This window comes from Planococcus glaciei (genome assembly GCF_900099655.1).
GTDB classification, from domain to species: domain Bacteria; phylum Bacillota; class Bacilli; order Bacillales_A; family Planococcaceae; genus Planococcus; species Planococcus glaciei.
Genome location: NZ_FNDC01000001.1, coordinates 356,009 through 377,453, shown reverse-complemented (window position 1 = coordinate 377,453; position 21,445 = coordinate 356,009). Strand labels below are relative to the sequence as shown.

Sequence of the window (21,445 nt, the reverse complement as noted above, 5' to 3'; positions counted from 1 at the left end):
GAGAATTAATATGGCAAAAACTAAGAAGCAAGAGCTTGAAGAAAAAGTAATAAAATATATACAGGCAGGAAAGGATACAGAATACCAAACAGTGGATTTTTCAGACCCTAACCGCCCTAAAACCATTCTAGAAGTTGATTTTCCAATCTTGCCTGTAAATCAAATTGCTAGCATTGAAGGGAATTCTAGTAAGCCTATATATCAAATGTCAAAATGGTGGGCTAGGAGAAGGTCAAGCATTTTTAGAACCATGCTTTTAACAGCGGCTATGAAAGCTCCAGAGGATCCGATCAATGCTGCCAAAGAGGCTTGGAGTTCATATTATAAGAACCACCAAAATAAAGGTAGTCTGAAGAAACTGAAGGTAGCAGATGTTTTTATGGGAGGTGGCACAACAATTGTAGAAGGGTCACGTTTAGGGATGCAAATGCACGGAAATGATTTAAATCCAATCGCTTGGTTGGTTGTCAAAAATGAACTTGCTAAGGTTGACTTCGACGAATTGAAAAAATTCGAAAAAGAAATTGAGCTAGAAGTAAAACCTAAGCTAATGCCATATTTTTCATGTAGTTGTCCAAGGGGACACCATGGGGAATGGTTGAAATTTCAAGATACGAACGTCCCTATTACACCTTTTTACGATAACTTTCTCATTGATGAACCATCAGAAAGTGAAATGAAAAAATTTAAAAAATCGGTTTCGAATTTTGAAGGTTGGTCAAACTGGTATAAAGTAAGAGGATATAATTTTGAGATAATGCCTCAAAATTTTAATCCATTTTCAATTACTGAAAAAGATCGATCTTTTTACCGTTATTGGGGGCCTGAAATTGTTTATACATACTGGGCTAAACATGGACCTTGTCAAAATACAGGTTGTAATCATAAAACACCTATAATGGTAAATCCAGAAATTTTTGTTAAAGAATTAAGTGTTAAAACTTGGATCAAACATGAATGTAGTAATTGCAGCCATACTTTTGATATAGAACAGAAAGAAGCAAGAATGGCTCCCTCAGCTACATTGGTGATTTCTCCAGACGAAGAAAGCTTTGCAATTGCAGATGAAAATGGTGATTTTGAATGTCCAAATTGTCAAATTAAAAACACCATCCAAGAATTAGATACAAAGCAGGCTAAGAATAAGAAAATATCACTAACTTTGTTAGTTAACCCTTCTTGGTTAAAGGGGTCTAAATTAAATGGTGGGAAAACTGTTGATGAAACAGAAGAAACAATAGATTGGAATAATGCTAGAGCAAAAAACATTTCTTTAATTGAGGTTCGAGGTAAGTTACCTGAATATATAACTTGTCCGGAAACGGGAAACACTTTTTCTACGGGGGCAGAATCGGGATCTAATAAAGGAAGAGGAAAATTTGTTTGTTCAGATTGTGGTACACAGCAACAACTATCGAATTCATTGTCTTTAACTGGTCATGATGCACCTGTTTCAGCTTACGCCTATCATGGATATTGTCCGGATTGTAGTAACAATGGAGAGATATATAATGGTAGATTTTTTGAAAGTGCTAGTAATATTGAAAGCTATAATCAGGCTGTAAAAGAATGGGAAGCAAAGAAAACTACGCATTTAAAAAATTATTGGCCTGAAGGTGAAATTAAGTTTAGCCACCAAACACATCAAAGGGACAATCTTCCGAATCATGGATATTCACATTGGTGGAAGTTATTTAATAAAAGACAGCTCCTAATATTAAGTACTCTTTTAAAAAGTATTGTAGATAATCAGCGGATGAGCCAGGACATTAAGGATTTGTTTCTAGGAGCATTTCAGCTCTACATTAGAAACCAAAACATGTTTTGTTTTTGGGATAAGGGATATGACAAGTTAGTTCCTTTTATGAGTAATAACAATTACCATCCTAAGATGAACGTAGTAGAGAATAGTATTTTTTCTGAATTGGGTAGAGGGAATTGGAATTCTTCATTAAGTGCTATGTTTAAGGCGGAAAAGTGGAAAAGTGAACCATATGAACTGGTATCTACTGAGTATCTAAAAAATTTAGATGGAGATTTGTCTAGTTCCTTATCTGGGAAAAGCCACAAAGTTATGATGAAAGATAAAGTTTTAAATGATGTAAACTTAACTTGTGGTTCTTCTACAGAACTAGACATAGAAGAACAAAGTATGGATTTGATTATTACTGATCCGCCGTTTGGTGATAATGTACAATATGCAGAACTGGCTGACTTTTTTTATGTGTGGCTACAATTAGGTTTATCTGAAGCGTATCCTAATTATTTTAGTGTAGATCTTACACCAAAAGCTCTTGAAGCAGTTACAAATAAAGCTCGTCATCCCGAAAATCCAGATGAATTTTATAAGAGAATCCTAACCGAGGTTTGGAGAGAGAGTAATAGGGTTTTAAAACCTGGTGGAATTTTGGCATTTACATTTCACCATAGTGAAGATGAGCCTTGGATAGCAGTACTCGAAAGCTTATTTGAAGCAGGTTTTTATTTAGAAGCAACTTATCCAATTAGAAGTGATGAGTCAAAAGGGGAAAATGCTGAATTCGGATCAAAAAAGATAGAATATGATATTATTCACGTTTGCAGAAAGAGGACAGAAGAGCCAAAAAGAATCAGCTGGGCGAGATTACGTAAACGAATGATAAAAGATATTAGACAACTCGAAGCAATTCTTGCTAATCATTTAGCATCAGGTTTGACTGAATCTGATTTACAAGTAATACGCCGAGGGAAAGCTTTGGAGTATTTTTCAAAGCATTATGGAAGCGTATATGTTGAAGAAGGGCGCTTGTTTACTGTCAAGGAAGCCTTAGTAGGAATTAATCAAATATTAGATGAAGAAAAAGATATAAATCTCGAATCGCCACCTGTCGAATCAGAAGTAATGAGTCGACAAATCTTAAGAATTTTTACTAAGACTTCTTCAGTATCACGCAATGAGATGCAGAACTTCTTAAGAGGTACAGGTCTAGATGATGATGATTTCAAAGAGAAAAATTGGATTTATGAGAAAAATAGAACTTTTTTCATGGTTTCACCTGCAGATTTTGCTAGAAATTGGAAAGGAAGGTTAAGGAAAGGACTTTCACATGATTTAGATCAGACATTATTTTTTATTGGAGCTTGTTTTGATAATAGTGAAATTAATGTAAACGAAACTCTTTCCAATTCAAACTTTAAATTACATCCAGCCGTTATTCCTTTGCTTAGCTGGTTTACACGTAATAGTATTCATTCTGAAATTAGGCAGGCTGCTATGAAAGCACATCACATTTGTAGTTCTTGGCGTGCCAAAAATCCAGAAAAAGAAAATGAACAATTAGCTCTCTTTGGATTGAATGAGGAGGAATAAAAATGGCTTCAGTTTTAGCAGGAGACACATGGACACGTAAGGGTATTTCGCTTTTATGGGACTCTCTAGAGCTTACTTCTATGACAGAAATAAAGGATGTTGTAAGTATTCGTAGTTATTTAAATTATTTTCAAAATGGATGGCCAGAAGATTTACCATCCGCAGAAGGATATTCATTAGTTGTCAGTGGGCTAGATATGATTTTAGATGTCATGGAACCTACTGTTTTAACAAATTGGTTGGAAAATGAATTTTATTCGTCACTTTTATCATTTCAAAGTACATACGAAGGACAGTCGTCTCTTGTATTTTGGATACCCGACGCTCAAAAAAGATTGGTACAGAAAACGGATGGTATTTATTACTGGAATTGTGGAGGATCTTACCATGGAAAACAAATCCCTCTAAGTCAATGTTTGTGGAACGGAGCCGCAAAAGATGCAAAAATGATAACTAAAAATCCTAATATTCATGAAATAAAAGATAAAAGTTGTATAGGTATTTACCATCCTAGAATTTCATAGATAGATTAGGCAGGTGATAGAAGTGCATTTTCCAATTGGTCAACGTATCTCTCATATTGAATACGGAGAAGGAGTAGTTGTAGGCATACTAACAGAGGGGTTTATTCAGGTATTCTTTAGTAATGGAGATAGAAGAGTTCCAATTAACACTCTATCTCCTTTATTGAGTCGCTCGGAGTTAATAATTAATAACGTTAATGGGGATGAAAGTAGCTTAAAAAAAGCTTGGCTAACCTACCAAGCTTACAAGCTTCCTTTAATTGATAGTGCGTCAGCACTTACCTCAGCAAAAATTGATTTATTGCCTCATCAAGTAGTATTGACACATAGAATTGCTACTGCTTTCCCTAGAAGGTTTTTGATTGCTGATGAAGTAGGATTAGGAAAAACAATAGAAACGGCTTTAATCCTCCGGGAATTAGCGAGTCGCGGGGAATTAAAACGCGCACTTATGGTTGTACCTGCTGGGTTAGTTAATAATTGGCACCGAGAGCTGAATGAAGTGTTTAATTTAGATTTCGAGGTGTTTGGAAGTGAAGGAGATGTCACTGATAGACGCTCAAACGCTTTTACAAAGCACGACAGGTTAATTGCAAGCATTGATACTTTAAAAAGAAAGTCTAGAATCACTAAGTTAAAGGAAGCCCCGATGTGGGATATGGTAGTTTTTGATGAAGCTCACCATTTAACTGCTTATAAAAATGGCGGAAAGCTCAAAAAAACTGAAAACTATAAATTAGCTGAAGTAATGAGAGATAAAGCAAGGGATCTTGTATTGCTTTCAGCAACACCCCATCAGGGAGATAATTTTAGATTTTTGATGTTGGCTCAACTTCTAAACCCAGCATTATTTCGTAATGTAGATGAGATGCTAGAAAATAGACATCGATTAAATGAAATAGTTTTTAGAAGAACAAAAGCCGATGCTTGTCGCTCTGATGGTTCTGCATTATTTGCGCGTCGCTCTGTACAGACCGAATCTTTTATTATGTCTGAAGAGGAAAGAGAATTTTATCAGGAACTGGTTAGTTATTTAGCGGAAGGTTTTGCTTTGGCAAACCGTGAAGGCGGCAAGGGAAGAGCCTTAGGTTTTGTAATGACAATCTTTCAAAAAATAGCAGCCTCTAGTTTTGCTGCTGTTAAAAGAACCCTTCAAAGAAGGCTATTAGCGCTTACCATCCAAGAAGGAATAGTTCATGATAACAACCTTGACATAGATGCTAGAGAAATTGCATATGGTGAGGCGCGAGAAATTATTAGAACGGAATTCAACTTAGCAAACGATCGACTAGCTGCTATAGAGGTTGACCACATTCTTAATGATTTTAAAAGAAAAATTTTAAAGAAAATGAATGAGGAGGATCTCTTTAATGGAGCTGACTCAAACGCCTCAGAAGCTGAAATAGACAAAACTGAAGATGCTGTTCTAACAGCGATAAAGTATGCACTTCCTGAAGAGAGATCTAGAATAAAACAAGTTTTATCAAGGTTTCCTTTAACTCAAGAAACAAAAATCAAAAAATTACTGTTTGCCCTGGGAATACTTTGGGAGAATAATCCTCAAGAAAAAATTGTTATCTTTGCTACTTACTTAGGGACTGTAGAAATGTTGTCTCAAGAAATAGAAAAATATTATCCTGGACAAGGTGTAACTGTACTAAAGGGGGGCGATCACGGAGCAAAGATTGCTGCTGAACGACGTTTTCGAAGTTCAGATGGCCCCAAGGTTTTAATTTCTACAGCAGCAGGACGAGAGGGAATTAACCTTCAATTTGCTAGAGTTCTCTTCAATTTTGATTTACCTTGGAACCCAATGGATGTTGAACAGAGAATTGGACGTATTCATCGTTACGGACAAAGACATACTGCTCAGGTATATAATTTAATCTTGTCTGATACTATTGAAGGGAAAATTTTTCTTTTATTGGATGAAAAATTAAAAGAAATTGCAAAAACGCTCGGTAAAGTCGATGAACATGGAAATGTAGCTGAAAATCTGCAATCACAAATTCTAGGTCAGTTATCAGAGAAATTGAATTATGAGTCGCTTTATAAAAATGCATTAAATGATCCAGAATTAAGACGAACTAAATATGAATTAGCAGCTGCTATGAACAATGCAGTAGAAGCAAGAAAAGTCGTTTTCGAGCTATTCCAAGAGCTTGAAGGATTTAGTTTAGATGATTATAAACCAATGGCGGATATTGAAGGTGGGTTGAAACAAGTTGAAAGTTTCGTGAATTTAGCAGTTCGAGAAGAAAATGGAGAATTTATAAACAAAGATGATAACCTAATTGAGATTACTAATTCTACTTTGCATAAAGTTTTATTCACAATAGATCGTGAGAAGTCTCTGGCAGGGAATAAGATTGAATTATTAGGTTTAGATCATCCTCTCGTAATAGATTATATCGAAAACTATCAACAACAAGATCCAAAAAAAATAGGGATAGCTGTTCAAAGTGAAAATCAAGAAAAAGGAATTCTATCAATTTGGTATATAGAAGTGCAAGGTGAAAAAAGAGAAAGAAAACCTCATATAGTTCCAGTATCAATTGATTTGAACGGAAATAGATTTCCTAAATGGGAAAAGCGAATAGAAGAGTTATTTAGCCGACCAGTAACAGAAAAAAATAAAACATTAAAGCGCAACGAGTTATTAAATGAAATAATTCAACCCATGTTACAAAGAGAATTACTTTATCGTGGAATTATAACAGATGGTAAGGACTATCAAGCGAAATTAATAAGCTGGATAGAAGTATCTTAATAATGTTCATCAAATGATTCTATAAGTTATTATTCATTACTTGAAAGTTTGGAAAGCTGTATGAAAATGTAATCCCAATGTACTTCTTAAATTTTGTAATAGCTGAGATTAATTTATTTGCTTATCAAAAACGATGGTTTATAAGAGTCAGAGAAGAAGGCGTCAATTTTCTTCTTTGGCTCTTTTGCTTTGTCCCATTACTTTTTTCAAAAACAATCTATCATAAATGTTGTTTCACAACGATTTTGAAAAGAAATGGGGAGGCAGAAAAATGACGGATTTCAAATTGGCAACTGATCAGGACACTCTGGAGACTGTTACTGGAGGAATTCTACATTACTAAATTAAATATGTATAAGATTTTTCGGTAGTCAATTAAGATAGTTTCTAATTTGAAAAATTGAGAAAGACCTCTGCGTATATTTCGCAAAAGTCTTTCTCACTTAAATAAACAATACAAATTTTTATTGCTTTTTATATTTATTCCCTACGACTATACCTACTAAAGAAAATACACCTAAAAGAAGAATTTTTAATATATCTTGCCAATCATCATGAATACTTTGAATATTATTGTTAAGTTTATCCACTTCTTTATAAATCAATTCTATTTCGAATTTATCTTCTTGACCTTTTAATTTTTCTAGTCGTTTAAGAAGAGTCTTTATAGTCTCCTGATATCCTTTTACAATATCTTGATCTAATTTATGATTATAAGTAATAATTGAATCTAAAACACGCAATAAATCTGTTGCAAAAGCCAATGAATTGTTTTTAGAAACTAACTCTGCAATATATTCTTCTTTCTTATCACCTTTTAGTTTATTCATCTTATTTAATGAATTTATTATTTCTTTTTTATTGGCTCCTGATTCAAGTTCTATCGTATTTACAGGTTTAATAAAACTAGTATTCCCAGAAGTTCTTTTTTCAGATCTTTCATTATTAAATTGATTAAATTTCGCCATTAAAATTCCCCATTTCGATTAGGATTGAATAACCTCTTGTCATTTTGTCTTTCTTATAATGATATAGGGAATTCTAAAATGTGCTATCTTTTTTGCTTTATTTAATCATTCTAAAGTGATTAGATATTTTTAAGTAAATTCCTTCTATATTCTAAAGAGCTAATTGTCTCTTCTTCCATTGCTCTTACCAATTTATAAAAACTGGTCTTTTTAACCCCGGCTTTCTGCATGGCTTCCACTGCTGTTAATTCTCCATCTTTCCATCTTCTATATACAAGTTTAAATTCCTCTGAAACATGAACTGTTGGTCTGCCAAACTGAATGCCATTTTGCAATGCCAGATCGATTCCTTCACGCTGCCGTTTCCGGATGCGTTCCCGTTCCTCTTCAGCCATCCACGATAGAATCTGTAAAACCAGATTCGCGATAAAAGTCCCCATGCTATCTTTATACTGTGTTGTATCCAGCAACGGCATATCCAGAACGACAATATCCGCTTCAATATTTTTCGTGAGATCATTCCATTCCTGGAGAATCTCTTCTTTTATTCCGGCCAAACCGATCCAGTGAGTGGATATACAAAATATCGCCTTTTCGAATAACCCGTTTCAGTAATTGATAGTTTGCACGTTCAAAGTTTTTCCACTTTGCTTGTCCAAATAAATGTCCCGTTCAGTAATGCCCATTTTCCGCATGGCTTCCATTTGACGGCCTTCATTTTGATCTTTGCTGTTGACCCGGATGTAGCTAAATTTGCGATGTTCCATAATTTACCTCTACAAACGATTCTTTTCTCTCATTAATACCTGAAAAGCGTTCGTAAAAGTGTATGCAATTTCGCGAACGTTCGTAAAGTCATTTGACACGTTTACGAACGTTCTTTTCGGCCCTTTTCGGCCCTTTTTAAAGCGTTCGTAAAAGTGTACTATTACGAAAAATATTTTTATTCTTATATAATTAGTAAATAGAAAATTTAAAGGGAAAAGAATTGAAAATAGAGAAATAGATTAAGGACTATGTTTTTAAGAAAAAGGTGGGAGTAATAGTAAAATGATTTTAGACGTTATTTTAGGCAATAATATTGATACCTCAATGTGGATTAAAGATTTACAGGAAAACAAAGCAGATTGCATTATTGTGGTTGATTATGCTTTTAATGATGAACCTACAGAAATTGAGGGTGTTATTTATATGTCACCTATTCAAGCACACAGGTATATTAAAAAGTTTGATTCAGTAAATTATTACAAATCTTTGTATGCATATCCAGGAATGCACGGTAATATATCTTCTTTATAAAAGAAAGATTAAGAATTGATATAATATAATACCTATTAATGATTACAAAGAGGAGTTAATTCGATGCCAACTTATAACAAGTTAGTCCGTGATCTTATACCTGAAGTGATTGAAAAGACTGGGAAAGAATTATCGTCTCGTGTTCTTGAAGATAAAGAATACGAGATTGAGTTGAAAAAGAAAATAGCCGAAGAACTTACAGAATACAACGAAGCAAAAACCAATGAAGATGCACTAGAGGAATTAGCGGATATATTGGAACTCCTTCACGCAGCTACAAAAATTCACGGTTCATCTTTTGAGGAGCTTGAAAAAATTCGCAAAGCAAAAGCGGAAAAACGTGGTGGCTTTGAAAAGCGTATCTTCTTAATTGAGGTCGAAGATGACTAAGCTGGAATTGGTGACTTCTCATTTGCTTTCGCATTTAGAGCGGTTATCAAAAGAGGCGGTTGAGATTCAATGGATTACGGCTTTTGCGATGAAATCGGGAGTGAAAAAGATCATTCCTTTCTTGCAGCAAGCAGTTGAAAGAAAGGTGCCGATTAAACTACTAGTAGGCGATTATCTTTTTGTGACACAACCGGATGCTCTTGAACTGCTGCTAGAAGAAGTGCATTCTGCAGAAATCCGGATCTGGAAAAGCGGCGGAACTTCCTTTCATCCAAAATCTTATTTGTTCCGAGGAACTCAGACTTCACATCTCGTTGTAGGTTCCTCAAATTTATCGGCATCTGCTTTAACCTCAGGTGTTGAGTGGAACTTGATTGCGCCGACAACTGTTGATGCGGAAGTTTTTGATAAAGCGGTTACGCAATTTCTTAAGTATTTCTATGCCGATCAGACAGTGCCTTTGAACAGGGAGACACTGGCCGAATATCGGTCTTTACATACAGAGGCAAATATTAAGCGGCCAATCAGTCCAGTGTGGTCAGAAGCGGAAGAAATCGAGATGACGGTGGGACCTGCTTTCCCGCAGCAACCGAAAATTGCCGAAACTCAAGCGCCTTATAGCACTGAAATTTCTCCAAGACCTGCTCAACAGGAGGCGTTGGACGCTTTAGAAAACGCAATGGCTGAAGATTACAGCCGTGCAATGGTTGTTTTAGCAACAGGATTAGGAAAGACATACTTAGCTGCTTTTTTTGCCGAGAAATTTAAACGGGTTTTGTTTGTCGCACATCGAGAAGAAATCCTAACCCAAGCGGAGCAATCGTTCAAGCATGTTCATCCGGAGCGGTCGAGCGCTTTTTATAATGCTTCCGAAAAAAGAACGGATGCGGATTTTATTTTTGCTTCTATTTACACATTGGGCAGTCAGTATCATCTAGATCGCTTTGAAAAAGATGCCTTTGATTTGATTGTCGTGGATGAATTCCATCATGCGGCAGCACCGACTTATGAGCGCTTGCTGAATCATTTTGAGCCGAAGTTTTTGTTGGGGATTACAGCGACGCCCGACCGGATGGATAACAAAGACGTATATGCCCTATGCGATGGCAACGTGGCGATTTCGGTTCATTTCCTCGACGCGATAGAACGCAATTGGTTGGCACCATTCAATTATTACGGAGTTTATGACGATACGGATTATTCAGCGATTCCTTGGCGGGGAACCCGGTATGATGAACAGGAATTGCTACAAGTCCAGCTCCGTGAAGATTTTGCGCAGAAAATCTTTGATGAATGGAAGCGGTATAAGCAGACCAGAACGATTGTCTTTTGTTCTTCGGTGAAACAAGCTGTTTATATGAGTAACTTCTTTCGGCATCAGGGGACTAGCTCTATTGCGCTTCACGGCGAGTCTCATCCGGAAGAGCGCAAAACGGCCCGCACTAAATTGGATTCCGGAGAACTTGAAATTATTTTTACGGTGGATCTATTCAATGAAGGCGTCGATATTCCAAAAGTGGATACACTTCTTTTCATCCGGCCAACAGAGTCCCTGTCGGTTTATACGCAGCAAATCGGCCGGGGTTTAAGGATATCAGAAGGAAAGTCGCATTGCGTCATCATCGATTTCATCGGAAATTACCGCAATGCCGATTTGAAACTGGCGGTCTTTGATAAAGAAGAGAAGCCGAAGGGAAATAAAGCGATTCAACCGCTTGTGCCCGTCGGGTGTGAATTCAACTTGGATCTGCAAGTGATCAATCTTCTGGAGGAAATGCGCAGAAAAAGAGCTCCTCGAAAAGAAGCACTTGTTGTGGCTTACCGGGAATTGAAAAAAGAACTGGGAAGCCGTCCGACGTATTTGGAATTTCATTTGCATGCCAATGCCGATGCTAAAACTGTGAAGCAGGAATTCGGCAGCTACTTTGGAATGCTATCCTATGCAGGCGAACTGACAGAAGAAGAAAAAGACGTATGGCTGAAATACGAGCACTGGCTTTTGGAAGTTGAAAAGACCGGCATGGTCAAAAGCTATAAGATGGTTGTCCTCAGTTACATGCTTTCAAAAGGTGAAAACAAGTGGTTGGAGCCGATAACTCCAGAAGAAGCAGCCCCGTTTTTTCACCGGTACTTAACTGAAAAGGACTATCGCATGAATATCGACTTTAGCGACGCTCAAGGGAAAAGGCTTCGAGAATATGATCAGAAGAAGATAACGGATTTGGTATCATTAATGCCCATGACTAAATGGAGTGGGAGTGTAAAAGACGGCATTGTGGCTTTTGAGGATGGGACATTCCTTTTCAAATTGCAGCCTTCCGATGAAGAAAACGAGTGCTTGTACAGATGGACTGGCGAGATAGCTGAATATCGGCTGCATGCTTATTTTGAAAGAAAATCGATCTCTATATCAGTAAATTAGAACAATATACAATATAGGAACTCATAACATTTAGATAAAGGGATGGACCCAAATTCCTCGGAATGTTGGTTCCGTCCCTTTATTGCGGAAATTTATAAATATTTTACAGGAAATACAATGAAAACGCTTCAAAATACGAACAATGTTAATGGAGAATATTATAATTGTTTGCTTTTTGATTGACCATGGTTAAAATTCTTGTTAGTATTAAGTCGAATTTAATAGCGAATAATGTCGTATAAGATTGGGGATATGGCCCAATAGTTTCTACCAAGCCGCCGTAAAGGGTTTGACTACGAGGTAAGTGTTCAGCGGAAGAAGCAATTGATTCTTCCCTTATTTACACGTTCCCTAGTCAATGCCCCGGTAGCTTCCGGGGCATTTTTTTATTTTTGGAAGTAAAAATTTTCTTTATGATGCCAAGGGATTTTGGGAACTATTGGCGTGGAACCAGCAATGGCATTACTCGCGTAACTCAACAAGAAAACAGTTGGGTGAAGGACAAAAAATAGTCACCACGGAGGGAACGGGAAAAATGAAAGAGAAAATTTACTTTAACCATGATGGCGGAGTCGATGACCTGGTTTCGCTGTTTTTATTATTAAAAATGGACACGGTGGAGCTGACGGGCGTTTCCGTCATTCCGGCAGACTGTTATTTGGAACCGGCGATGTTCGCGAGCCGAAAAATTATCGACCGCTTTGGCAATGGCGGCCTGGATGTAGCCGAGTCAAATTCACGCCCGAAAAATCCATTTCCGAAAGATTGGCGCATGCATGCATTTTATGTGGACGCATTGCCGATTTTAAATGAATCTGGAAAAGTGGTTACACCAGTGGCGGAAAAACTGGCACATCTTCATCTGGCCGAGACGGTATTGGCGACGGAAGGAAAAACGACGTTATTGTTTACGGGACCGCTGACGGATCTTGCCCGTGCACTGGACGCAGCGCCTGAAATCGAAGAGAAGATTGAACGGCTCGTCTGGATGGGAGGCACGTTCCGTGAAGCGGGGAACGTACACGAACCGGAACATGACGGAACAGCGGAATGGAACGTGTTTTGGGATCCGGAAGCAGCGGCCCGTGTCTGGGACAGCAGCATAAAGATCGAGCTGGTGGCGCTTGAAAGCACCAACCAGGTGCCGCTGACGCTCGATGTGCGTGAGCGCTGGGCGAAAGAACGCCAACACCTTGGATTGGATTTTCTGGGGCAGTGCTATGCCATGGTGCCGCCGCTTGTCCACTTCTCGACGAACTCGACCTATTATTTGTGGGATGTTCTGACCACTGCGTTTGTCGGCAAGCCGGATCTGGTGAAAGTGCAGACCATCAACAGCATCGTCCACACAGACGGGCCAAGCCAGGGCCGTACAGTGGAAACCGCTGAAGGACGGCCGGTCGATGTCGTTTACGACGTGGACCGCGATGCGTTTTTTGATTACATGACCGAACTGGCCAAAAAGGCTTAACGGATGGAAACATACAACATGAATACGACTAAAAGTGAAAGAGGAAAACAATGACTATTAAATCTCGGCTTAAAATTATGATCTTTCTTCAGTTTTTCATTTGGGGTAGCTGGCTCGTGACCCTTGGTTCGTATATGATCAACACCTTAGGTTTTTCCGGCGGACAAGTCGGGACCATTTACGGCGCATCCGGGCTGGCATCGCTTTTCATGCCAAGCCTGATCGGCATTATCGCTGACCGGTGGGTGAAAGCGAACAGGCTGTATGGTATCAGCCATTTGATCGGCGCGATTTTCTTGCTTATAGCCGCGCAAGTTTCGGACCCGACGGTTATGTTTTGGGTGATGTTCTTTAACGCGGTGGTTTTCGTACCGACGATTTCCTTATCGTATACCATTTCCTATATTGGGTTGGAAAAAGCAGGGCTTAATACAACAAAAGAATTCCCAACTGTCCGTGTATATGGGACCGTCAGTTTCATTTTTGCCATGTGGCTCATCAGCCTGGGCGGATTTGAGCTGAGCAATATGCAGCTGTACATTGCTGCAGGGGCTGGCATTTTACTGGCACTCTTTTCATTGGTTCTGCCGGATTGCCCGACGTCAAATGACAAGGTGGACAAGTCGTGGACAAGCCGCTTGGGGCTCGACGCTTTTGTCTTGTTCAAGCAAAAGAAAATGGCCGTCTTTTTCTTGTTTGCCATGCTGATCGGTGCGGCACTGCAAATCAACTTGGCGTTTGCTAACCCGTTTCTTCATGATTTTGGGCTGAATCCTGCTTATGAAGATAGTCTTGCTGTGAAATATCCATCGATTTTATTATCCATTGGACAATTTTCAGAAGTCATCTTTATTCTTGCCATCCCGTTTTTCCTGCAGAAATTTGGAATTAAAACGGTCATGTTGCTAAGTATGGCGGCCTGGACCCTGCGATTTGTTTTATTAGGTTTTGGAGACCCGACTGGCTTTGGATTCCTCTTATTGCTGGCATCGATGATCGTATACGGGGTAGCGTTTGACTTCTTTAATATTTCCGGATCGATGTTTGTGGATAAAGAAGTGGACCGCCGGATTCGCGGCAGTGCCCAGGGCTTATTCATGACCATGGTGAACGGACTTGGGGCTTATTTGGGAGCTGTGATCAGCGGAAGAGTAGTGGATTATTTTACAGTGGACAGCATAAAGGACTGGCAGAGTATCTGGCTGGTTTTCGGAGCCTATACCCTCATTCTTGGCATCCTGTTTGCCATCAGTTTCAAGTATAAAAACAATCCCGATCCAGTGGAGCGTGCAGATGAAGCCGCACAATCTGTGTGATTGAACATTAAGTTAAGAAAAAGCCATGAAAAAAGCAGCCAATTTCTCCTTCTACGGGGAAGGGCTGCTTTTTTAATTTTATAAGAAACCACCTATTCCCATTCATCAAAACTGAAAATCCCTTTTAACTGTTGGCTATTACGCTATCAAAAAGGTATTATAAAATCAGCTGCTGCAAGTTATATGCATGTTCATGAACCTTCAAAATAAAAGGTCAGCTATCAGCTTTTACGAAAAGAGTTTATGCGGAGGAGGACCACACATTGCCATATCAATTAAGAAAAAACTTTAAGCTCTTCACCTTGAATTCAAACCCGGAGCTGGCTCAGGAAATCGCCGAGCTGCTTGGATGTGAGCTCGGCAAAAGTTCCATTACACGCTTTAGCGACGGGGAAGTCCAGATCAATATCGAGGAAAGCGTCCGAGGGGCGGAAGTGTTTTTGGTCCAGTCGACATCCCAGCCGGGAAATGAGCACATCATGGAACTGTTGATCATGATTGATGCGCTGAAGCGGGCATCTGCGGAAAGCATCGCGGTGGTTATTCCGTATTATGGCTATGCGCGGCAGGACCGGAAAGCGAGTTCGCGTGAGCCGATCACGGCAAAACTGGTGGCCAATATGCTGGAAAAAGCAGGGGCTACCCGTGTGATTACGATGGACCTTCACGCGCCGCAGCTCCAGGGATTCTTTGATATCCCAGTGGACCAATTGCTCGGCGGAACGGTTTTGGCGGAGCATTTGCACAACAAGAACCTGGAAAACGCGATAGTCGTTGCTCCGGACAACGGAGGATTGGGCAGAGCCCGAAAACTTGCGAACCACCTGGACGTGCCGATCGGCTTTATCGACAAGCGCCGGATGCGTCCGGGACAGCCTGAAACAATAAATATTGTCGGGAATATCCAGGACAAGAACGTCATCATCATTGTGGATATCATTGATACCGCCTCCACAGTCGCTGTGGCTGCCAATGTCCTTGTTGAAAACGGCGCAAAAGCCGTTTATGCGTGCTGCACACACGGCGTGTTGTCTGGCCCCGCCATTCAACGGATTGAAGAATCGGCCATCACGGAGCTGGTCGTCACCAACACCATCCGGATTCCTGAGGAGAAGCGCCTTTCCAAAATGACGATCCTTTCGGTTGCGCCGCTATTGGCGGAAGCGATTGAGCACGTCCACAACGAAAAGCCGGTCAGCCCGTTGTTCGAGTAACTTCGCCGGTTATTGGCTTTTCATTCTTAAAATAAAAAACAGCACGCAGATGCATCATCAAGGCCCCAAAGGCCAGATGCATCCGCGTGCTGTTTTAATTATTCATGCGATTTTCTTTGATTCTCCCCAGGGAGATACGGATCAGTTAGCTGACCAATCCGTATGGAACGTGCCTTCTTTGTCGGTGCGCTTGTAGGTATGGGCACCGAAGTAATCGCGCTGTGCCTGAATCATGTTGGCAGGCAATACCGCAGAACGGTAGCTGTCAAAGTAAGCCAGGGCGCTTGAGAAAGCAGGCGCCGGAATGCCTTGCTGGATGGCCAAGGTCAGCACTTTGCGGAGGGATTGCTGGTACTCTTCGACGATTCCCTGGAAGTACGGATCCACCAAAAGGTTAGGCAGTTCGGGATTGCGGTCGAACGCCTCTTTGATCTTTTGCAGGAACTGTGCCCGGATGATGCAGCCGCCGCGGAAAATCATCGCGACATCGCCGTAGGGAATGTTCCAGCCGTATTCGTCGGAAGCGGCGCGCATCTGGGCAAAGCCTTGGGCATACGAGCAGATCTTGCTCATATACAGCGCTTGGCGGATGGCTTCGATCAATTCCTCGGAATCTCCTGCCGGCTTTTCCGCTTCAGGGCCTTTCAAGATCTTGCTTGCCGCGACGCGTTCATCCTTGATGGCAGAGATGAACCGGGCAAATACCGATTCTGTCACGATTGGAAGGGAGACCCCTAAATCCAATGCATTTTGGCTTGTCCATTTCCCGGTCCCTTTCTGTTCGGCTGCGTCCAGTACCTGATCAACAAGCGGATTGCCGGTTTCGTCATCTTTTTTAGCCAAAATGTCTGCCGTGATTTCGATGAGGTAACTGTCCAGTTCCCCTTTGTTCCATTCTGCAAAGATGCCCTGCATTTCATCGGCGCTCAGGCCGAATGCCTGTTTCATGATGAAGTACGCTTCGGAAATCAGCTGCATGTCGCCGTATTCGATGCCGTTATGGACCATCTTGACATAATGGCCGGCACCAAGAGGGCCCATATACGTGCTGCAAGGCGTGCCGTCCACTTTTGCGGCAATGGCATCAAGGATCGGCTGGACCTGTTCGTAGGCCTCTTTCGATCCGCCCGGCATGATGGAAGGGCCGTTGCGGGCGCCTTCCTCGCCGCCGGAAATGCCGGCGCCGATAAAATGCAGGCCGGCTTCTTCGATGGCCGCCGTCCGCCGGTTGGTGTCTTTGAAGAACGAATTTCCACCGTCCATCAGGATATCCCCTTTTTGAAGGTGGGGGATGAGCGATTCAATCACCGTATCGGTCGTGTCTCCCGCCTGGACCATCAATAAAATCTTGCGGGGCGTTTCCAGGGACGCAACGAATTCTTCGATGCTGTAGGCGCCTTGAATGTTTTTTCCCTTCGCCTCGTTGACGGACAGCCCGTCGACCCGTTCTGTCCAATAGTCGTAGACGGCTACCGAATAGCCTTTGCTTTCCATATTCAATGCGAGGTTTGTGCCCATTACGCCCAAACCGATCACGCCGATTTGCTGTTTCATGTTATCCAGCTCCATTCTTTTATGATTTTTCGAACACCGAATTCCGGTATTGGATTAAACGATTCGTTTTACCACCATTTGTGCTGGCCTTTTTGCAGCAGCTCATCTGCAGCTTCAGGACCTGTTGAACCTGCGCGGTAAGGATGCAAAGGCAGCAGATCTTCCTGATAGGCCTCCAGCAGCGGCTCGATCCATTCCCAGGAAAGCTCGACTTCTTTCCAGTGTGCGAAAAAGGTCGAATCGCCGAGGATGGCGTCAAACAGCAGCAGTTCATAGGCTTCCGGCTGGTTTTCCGAATTGGTCGAGAAGTCGATCCACACCGGCTTGAACTGATTGTCGGAAGGCTCTTTCAAATTGACGCGCAGCGAAATGCTTTCGTTCGGGCTGATTTCGAGCACCAGCAAGTTCGGAGATGTTCCCGGCAATCGATCGGGATCGACCATTTTGTGTTTGAATTCGACGACGATCTGTGTGGACTTCTTGTCCATCCGCTTCCCGGTGCGGATATAAAACGGGATGCCTTCCCAGGAAGGATGGTCGATCGCGAGACGCGCCGCAAAATACGTGTCATTTTTTGAGGAAGCGCCAACGCCTTGTTCCTCTGTATAGCCGATGACCGGGACGTCATGGATTTCCCCGGCTTCATACTGGCCGCGGACCACGTGCTGATGGGCTTCTTCTTTCGGAATCGGCCGAAGAGATTCGATGATTCCGGTTTTCTTGGCCCGGCTCTTGTTTTCCGCCAGGTTCTCCGGCAGGTAAAGGGCCGCCATCATGACCAGCTGAAGTAGGTGGTTTTGGACCATGTCCCGGATCGCTCCGGCTTTATCGTAATAATCCGCCCGGGTTTCCACGCCTACCACTTCGCTTGCCGTAATCTGGACATTGGAAATCAGTTTTTGGTCCAGCAAGGAGTCCAGCACGGGATTCGCCAAGATCAAGGTATTGAGGCTTTGCACCATCGGTTTCCCCAGGTAGTGGTCGATTCGGTAAATTTCCTCTTCGCTGAAGGTTTTCCGTAATTTATCGTTTAATCGTCTGGCCGTCTTTACATTGCTCCCGAACGGCTTTTCAATGATCAGGCGTTTCCAGCCTTCGTTTTGGTCCAGGCCGCTTGCGTGGAGGTTGGTCGTGATTACGTCCACTAGACTTGGCGCCACGGACAAATAGAACAGCCGATTTTGCGGAATTCCGAGTTCGTTTTCCCGGCTCTCGACCAGTTCCAGCAGCTTCTCGTAAGATTCTTTAATTGTCGCGTCAAACGTGAAATAGCGGAATTTTGATAAAAAATCCGGCAGGTTTGAAGCTTGGACGCTTCTTCTGGAATAGGCGCGAAGCGCTTTTTCCACATTCGACTGAAAGTCCTCGTCTGAAATGTATTTTCTCCCCAAACCGATGATGGAGAGTTTGGCAGGCAATTTGCCGTCAAGGTATAAATTATAGAGGGCGGGAAACAATTTCCGCTTCGCCAGGTCGCCCGTTGCGCCAAATAACACAAGGGTCATGTCTTCCATGGACCACTCGTTTTGAAGTTCGACAGAACCACTTTCCGGATTGGATCCTGTGATGGGACTTTGATTGTTCATACTGTAAATCCTCCTAAATTCATCCTGAATGGATGTAGCAACAGGTTATAGTATAAAGATTTATACGCTCCAATGGTAGGGAAGGACTTGGAAAATATGAATTGATTTGTTGGGTGCCGCGTTCTGAAGGAAATATATTTGGATGTTGCACTGGACAGTTCGCGCTGGGTCATGCGAAGGTAGGTATACAGCTATCCATTATGAAAGGGTTGATTTGATGAAAATGTACGATATCACAAGTTCGATTTATGAAGGCATGACCGTCTACAAAAACAAACCGGAGAAACAGCCGAAACTCAATCGGCAGACAAACGGCTATGTCACCGAAACGCGTTTGGAACTCGATGTCCATACCGGCACCCATATCGATGCACCGCTTCACATGGTGGAAGATGGGGAAACGTTTGAGTCGGTTCCGATGGACAAATTGGTGGGGCCATGCAAAGTGCTGGATCTGACCGGAGTGGAGGATGGGGTTTCAAAAGCGGACCTGGAAGGCTTCGGCCTCGAAAAGGATGACTTTGTTTTGTTCAAAACAAGAAATTCGTTTGTGGACACGTTTGATTTTGATTTTGTCTTCCTGGCGAAAGACGGCGCGGATTATCTGGCTGAAATCGGCATCCGGGGCGTCGGCACCGATGCGCTTGGAGTTGAAAGAAGCCAGGAAGGGCATCCGACGCATAAAACCTTGTTCGGGAACGACATCATCATTATTGAAGGACTGCGCCTGAAGGACGTTGAGCAAGGCGAATACTTCATGGTTGCGGCTCCTTTGAAACTGCTCGGCACGGATGCTTCACCTGCCCGGGTCTTGCTGTTTGAAGGACTGAACTGAACGTTTTTTTGTGTAGCCGGAATATAGGCAGGCTAAGGACAGCACCGTAACGATGCTGCCTTCTTGTGGATAACCGGAAACAATAAAGAAAAGGCATCGCATGGAGCGGTGCCTTTTTCGTTTTTGGGATTTCCCTTAATCAGCTGAGAAAATCTTTTTTGTACCGGACTGCTAAGTAGATGCCTGCCGCAAGAATCGCAAACGAATACTTGTATAGAAAGAAAATTTGCCACATGTATTCTTTCGGGAAAATCATGTCGCACAAAATGACGACGCATAAAAGGATAAATGCACTGTTCAACGATATTTGCTTTGTCCGTTCATCTTCGCTCCCGATTTTCTTGTAAAAAGCGTAAGCCAGGATACAGGCGATCATCAGCAGGACAAACCCGCTGCTGATGAGCATATTCCAATTCCCTGTGGATTGTTCCGGCCCAGGACTTCAACGGATGAAAAATGGCGTTAGAGACCGCTTCAAAATTATTCGTCAACTTGGTCACTTCCTTTCACATACGTAAAAACATCGTTTACCTCAACTTCGAAAAAATCGGCGATCCGAAATGCCAAAAGGAGCGTCGGAACATAATTTCCTTTTTCCATGACGAAGATGGTTTGTTTGGAAACCCCGACTTTTTCTGCTAATTCCTGCTGGGACATTCTGGCAAGCACCCGATATTCATATACCTTGTTTGAAATCGAATCCCCAAAATTCTTTTTCATAACCATCACCTCTTAATAAAAATATAAATCAAGTTGTTATAAAAGTAAAGTGAACTTATACTAATTTAAAGTATATTGTGTTTTATTTTGAAATTTTTCAGGTGTTTGCTGCTTGGAAAAATAAAAATGCTTACGGAATGTTCCCATAAGCATTTTGCTTTATCTCAGTTCAGCTGTGAAGCTTCTATTTCCGTTTCCGTAAATTCGGGCATTAGCCCTGAAACTTCCCGATCGAAAACCCGCCGTCAATGGGGAGCGTGACGCCGTTGATCTGGCCGGCCAGGTCTGAACAAAGGAACACTGCGGCATTGCCCACATCGTTTGGTGTCGCCAGCTTGCCGGAAGGAAGGGTAGCTGTGATGGCTTTTGCCTGTTCCGGTGCGGCGGCGAACCAGTTTTCGACGTCAAGCGTTGCGGTGAGGCCGGGGCAGATGGCGTTCACGCGGATGCCATGCCTGCTGTATTCGAGCGCCGCGGTTTTGGTCATGCCGTTGATGCCGAATTTCGACGCGACGTAGTCAATCATGTTCTGTACGCCTTCAAGCCCGGCGCCGGAGGAGGTGTTGACGATCGCTCCGCCGCCTGTTTTCAGCATGGCCCGCACTTCATGCTTCATCGAATAATAGGTGCCGTACAAATTCGTCTGGATGACCCGGTCAAAGTCCGCGCTGTCGGATTCTGCGATGGGAGCGACTTTTGCCGTGATTCCGGCATTGTTATGGGCGAAATCCAAACGGCCGAATTCAGCCACTGCCTCATCGACCAACGCCTTCACATCGTCTTCGTTTGATACGTCGCAGCGGAAGAAGGCTGCAGTACCGCCCGCTTGTTGGATCAGGCGCACCGTTTCCTTGCCGCTGTCCTCGTTCTTGTCCGAGACCATCACCTTTGCGCCCGCCTGTGCAAATGCCAGTGCACTGCCGCGCCCGATTCCGGATCCCGCTCCTGTCACCAATCCCGCTTTGCCTTCCATCAGTTTATTCATTCTAATCCCTCCTTCTGATTTTAACGCTTATGTATGTTCATT

The 21,445-nt window shown here is 42.1% G+C and carries 16 protein-coding genes, 1 pseudogene and 1 riboswitch; of the genes and pseudogenes, 10 read left to right on the top strand and 7 right to left on the bottom strand.

Going from position 1 to position 21,445, the window contains the following annotated elements:
* Positions 1-10: 10 nt before the first annotated feature.
* From BLQ32_RS01840 to BLQ32_RS01830, 3 genes are read left to right on the top strand one after another with little or no spacing between them, the layout of a single operon-like run.
* Positions 11-3,349, top strand: coding sequence for a site-specific DNA-methyltransferase (locus BLQ32_RS01840; protein WP_074508869.1), 3,339 nt, complete (start codon positions 11-13; stop codon positions 3,347-3,349).
* Between the two features lie 2 nt (positions 3,350-3,351).
* Positions 3,352-3,873, top strand: coding sequence for a hypothetical protein (locus BLQ32_RS01835; RefSeq protein ID WP_074508868.1), 522 nt, complete (start codon positions 3,352-3,354; stop codon positions 3,871-3,873).
* 22 nt (positions 3,874-3,895) lie between these two features.
* Entirely contained in the window at positions 3,896-6,643 is a 2,748-nt protein-coding gene (locus BLQ32_RS01830; protein WP_074508867.1) for a DEAD/DEAH box helicase, read from the top strand.
* A 464-nt stretch (positions 6,644-7,107) separates the two neighbouring features.
* Here the strand turns inward: BLQ32_RS01830 and BLQ32_RS01825 are convergent, their stop codons facing one another.
* Positions 7,108-7,611 (bottom strand): hypothetical protein, encoded by a 504-nt coding sequence (locus BLQ32_RS01825; protein ID WP_074508866.1) that lies wholly within the window; start codon positions 7,609-7,611, stop codon positions 7,108-7,110.
* 119 nt (positions 7,612-7,730) lie between these two features.
* A pseudogene (locus BLQ32_RS01820) lies at positions 7,731-8,378 on the bottom strand (recombinase family protein).
* A gap of 283 nt (positions 8,379-8,661) precedes the next feature.
* On the opposite strand from BLQ32_RS01820, the gene BLQ32_RS01815 reads away from it, so the two are divergent.
* From BLQ32_RS01815 to BLQ32_RS01790, 6 genes are all read left to right on the top strand, one after another.
* Positions 8,662-8,910, top strand: coding sequence for a hypothetical protein (locus BLQ32_RS01815; RefSeq protein ID WP_074508865.1), 249 nt, complete (start codon positions 8,662-8,664; stop codon positions 8,908-8,910).
* 63 nt (positions 8,911-8,973) lie between these two features.
* Positions 8,974-9,300, top strand: a complete 327-nt coding sequence (locus tag BLQ32_RS01810) for a nucleoside triphosphate pyrophosphohydrolase (protein WP_074508864.1) — start codon at positions 8,974-8,976, stop codon at positions 9,298-9,300.
* Complete coding sequence (locus tag BLQ32_RS01805; RefSeq protein WP_074508863.1) at positions 9,293-11,722, top strand: DEAD/DEAH box helicase family protein; 2,430 nt, start codon at positions 9,293-9,295, stop codon at positions 11,720-11,722. The genes BLQ32_RS01810 and BLQ32_RS01805 overlap by 8 nt, the downstream gene beginning before the upstream one ends.
* Positions 11,723-11,936: 214 nt before the next feature.
* A riboswitch (purine riboswitch) is annotated at positions 11,937-12,038 on the top strand.
* Between the two features lie 219 nt (positions 12,039-12,257).
* Positions 12,258-13,193 carry a nucleoside hydrolase gene (locus tag BLQ32_RS01800; RefSeq protein WP_074508862.1) on the top strand — a complete coding sequence of 312 codons (936 nt, stop codon included), beginning with the start codon at positions 12,258-12,260 and terminating at the stop codon, positions 13,191-13,193.
* Between the two features lie 50 nt (positions 13,194-13,243).
* Positions 13,244-14,509 carry a nucleoside permease gene (locus BLQ32_RS01795; protein WP_074508861.1) on the top strand — a complete coding sequence of 422 codons (1,266 nt, stop codon included), beginning with the start codon at positions 13,244-13,246 and terminating at the stop codon, positions 14,507-14,509.
* A gap of 263 nt (positions 14,510-14,772) precedes the next feature.
* Entirely contained in the window at positions 14,773-15,723 is a 951-nt protein-coding gene (locus tag BLQ32_RS01790) for a ribose-phosphate diphosphokinase (protein ID WP_074508860.1), read from the top strand.
* A 141-nt stretch (positions 15,724-15,864) separates the two neighbouring features.
* Here BLQ32_RS01790 and gndA read toward each other — a convergent pair whose 3' ends face one another.
* Positions 15,865-17,277 (bottom strand): NADP-dependent phosphogluconate dehydrogenase, encoded by a 1,413-nt coding sequence (gndA, locus tag BLQ32_RS01785; RefSeq protein ID WP_074508859.1) that lies wholly within the window; start codon positions 17,275-17,277, stop codon positions 15,865-15,867.
* A gap of 68 nt (positions 17,278-17,345) precedes the next feature.
* Complete coding sequence (gene zwf, locus BLQ32_RS01780) at positions 17,346-18,791, bottom strand: glucose-6-phosphate dehydrogenase (protein ID WP_074509095.1); 1,446 nt, start codon at positions 18,789-18,791, stop codon at positions 17,346-17,348.
* A gap of 289 nt (positions 18,792-19,080) precedes the next feature.
* On the opposite strand from zwf, the gene BLQ32_RS01775 reads away from it, so the two are divergent.
* Entirely contained in the window at positions 19,081-19,698 is a 618-nt protein-coding gene (locus BLQ32_RS01775) for a cyclase family protein (RefSeq protein WP_074508858.1), read from the top strand.
* Positions 19,699-19,837: 139 nt separating this feature from the next.
* Here the strand turns inward: BLQ32_RS01775 and BLQ32_RS01770 are convergent, their stop codons facing one another.
* The 3 genes from BLQ32_RS01770 to BLQ32_RS01760 all read right to left on the bottom strand — a co-directional run bounded on the left by BLQ32_RS01770 (position 19,838) and on the right by BLQ32_RS01760 (position 21,403).
* Positions 19,838-20,104 carry a DUF2178 domain-containing protein gene (locus BLQ32_RS01770; RefSeq protein WP_342342108.1) on the bottom strand — a complete coding sequence of 89 codons (267 nt, stop codon included), beginning with the start codon at positions 20,102-20,104 and terminating at the stop codon, positions 19,838-19,840.
* Between the two features lie 74 nt (positions 20,105-20,178).
* Positions 20,179-20,418, bottom strand: coding sequence for a helix-turn-helix transcriptional regulator (locus BLQ32_RS01765; RefSeq protein ID WP_175557054.1), 240 nt, complete (start codon positions 20,416-20,418; stop codon positions 20,179-20,181).
* A gap of 211 nt (positions 20,419-20,629) precedes the next feature.
* The gene (locus tag BLQ32_RS01760) at positions 20,630-21,403 is read right to left on the bottom strand and encodes an SDR family NAD(P)-dependent oxidoreductase (RefSeq protein WP_074508857.1); all 774 of its coding nucleotides are present in this window, start codon (positions 21,401-21,403) and stop codon (positions 20,630-20,632) included.
* Between the last annotated feature and the right edge of the window lie 42 nt (positions 21,404-21,445).

What these genes read in the sequence shown, in the direction of transcription:
- BLQ32_RS01840 (WP_074508869.1), top strand. Translation starts at nt 11, where the DNA reads ATGGCAAAAACTAAGAAGCAAGAGCTTGAAGAAAAAGTAATAAAATAT.
- BLQ32_RS01835 (WP_074508868.1), top strand. Translation starts at nt 3,352, where the DNA reads ATGGCTTCAGTTTTAGCAGGAGACACATGGACACGTAAGGGTATTTCG.
- BLQ32_RS01825 (WP_074508866.1), bottom strand. Translation starts at nt 7,611, where the DNA reads ATGGCGAAATTTAATCAATTTAATAATGAAAGATCTGAAAAAAGAACT.
- BLQ32_RS01815 (WP_074508865.1), top strand. Translation starts at nt 8,662, where the DNA reads ATGATTTTAGACGTTATTTTAGGCAATAATATTGATACCTCAATGTGG.
- BLQ32_RS01810 (WP_074508864.1), top strand. Translation starts at nt 8,974, where the DNA reads ATGCCAACTTATAACAAGTTAGTCCGTGATCTTATACCTGAAGTGATT.
- BLQ32_RS01805 (WP_074508863.1), top strand. Translation starts at nt 9,293, where the DNA reads ATGACTAAGCTGGAATTGGTGACTTCTCATTTGCTTTCGCATTTAGAG.
- BLQ32_RS01800 (WP_074508862.1), top strand. Translation starts at nt 12,258, where the DNA reads ATGAAAGAGAAAATTTACTTTAACCATGATGGCGGAGTCGATGACCTG.
- BLQ32_RS01795 (WP_074508861.1), top strand. Translation starts at nt 13,244, where the DNA reads ATGACTATTAAATCTCGGCTTAAAATTATGATCTTTCTTCAGTTTTTC.
- gndA (WP_074508859.1), bottom strand. Translation starts at nt 17,277, where the DNA reads ATGAAACAGCAAATCGGCGTGATCGGTTTGGGCGTAATGGGCACAAAC.
- zwf (WP_074509095.1), bottom strand. Translation starts at nt 18,791, where the DNA reads ATGGAAGACATGACCCTTGTGTTATTTGGCGCAACGGGCGACCTGGCG.
- BLQ32_RS01775 (WP_074508858.1), top strand. Translation starts at nt 19,081, where the DNA reads ATGAAAATGTACGATATCACAAGTTCGATTTATGAAGGCATGACCGTC.
- BLQ32_RS01770 (WP_342342108.1), bottom strand. Translation starts at nt 20,104, where the DNA reads ATGCTCATCAGCAGCGGGTTTGTCCTGCTGATGATCGCCTGTATCCTG.
- BLQ32_RS01765 (WP_175557054.1), bottom strand. Translation starts at nt 20,418, where the DNA reads ATGAAAAAGAATTTTGGGGATTCGATTTCAAACAAGGTATATGAATAT.
- BLQ32_RS01760 (WP_074508857.1), bottom strand. Translation starts at nt 21,403, where the DNA reads ATGAATAAACTGATGGAAGGCAAAGCGGGATTGGTGACAGGAGCGGGA.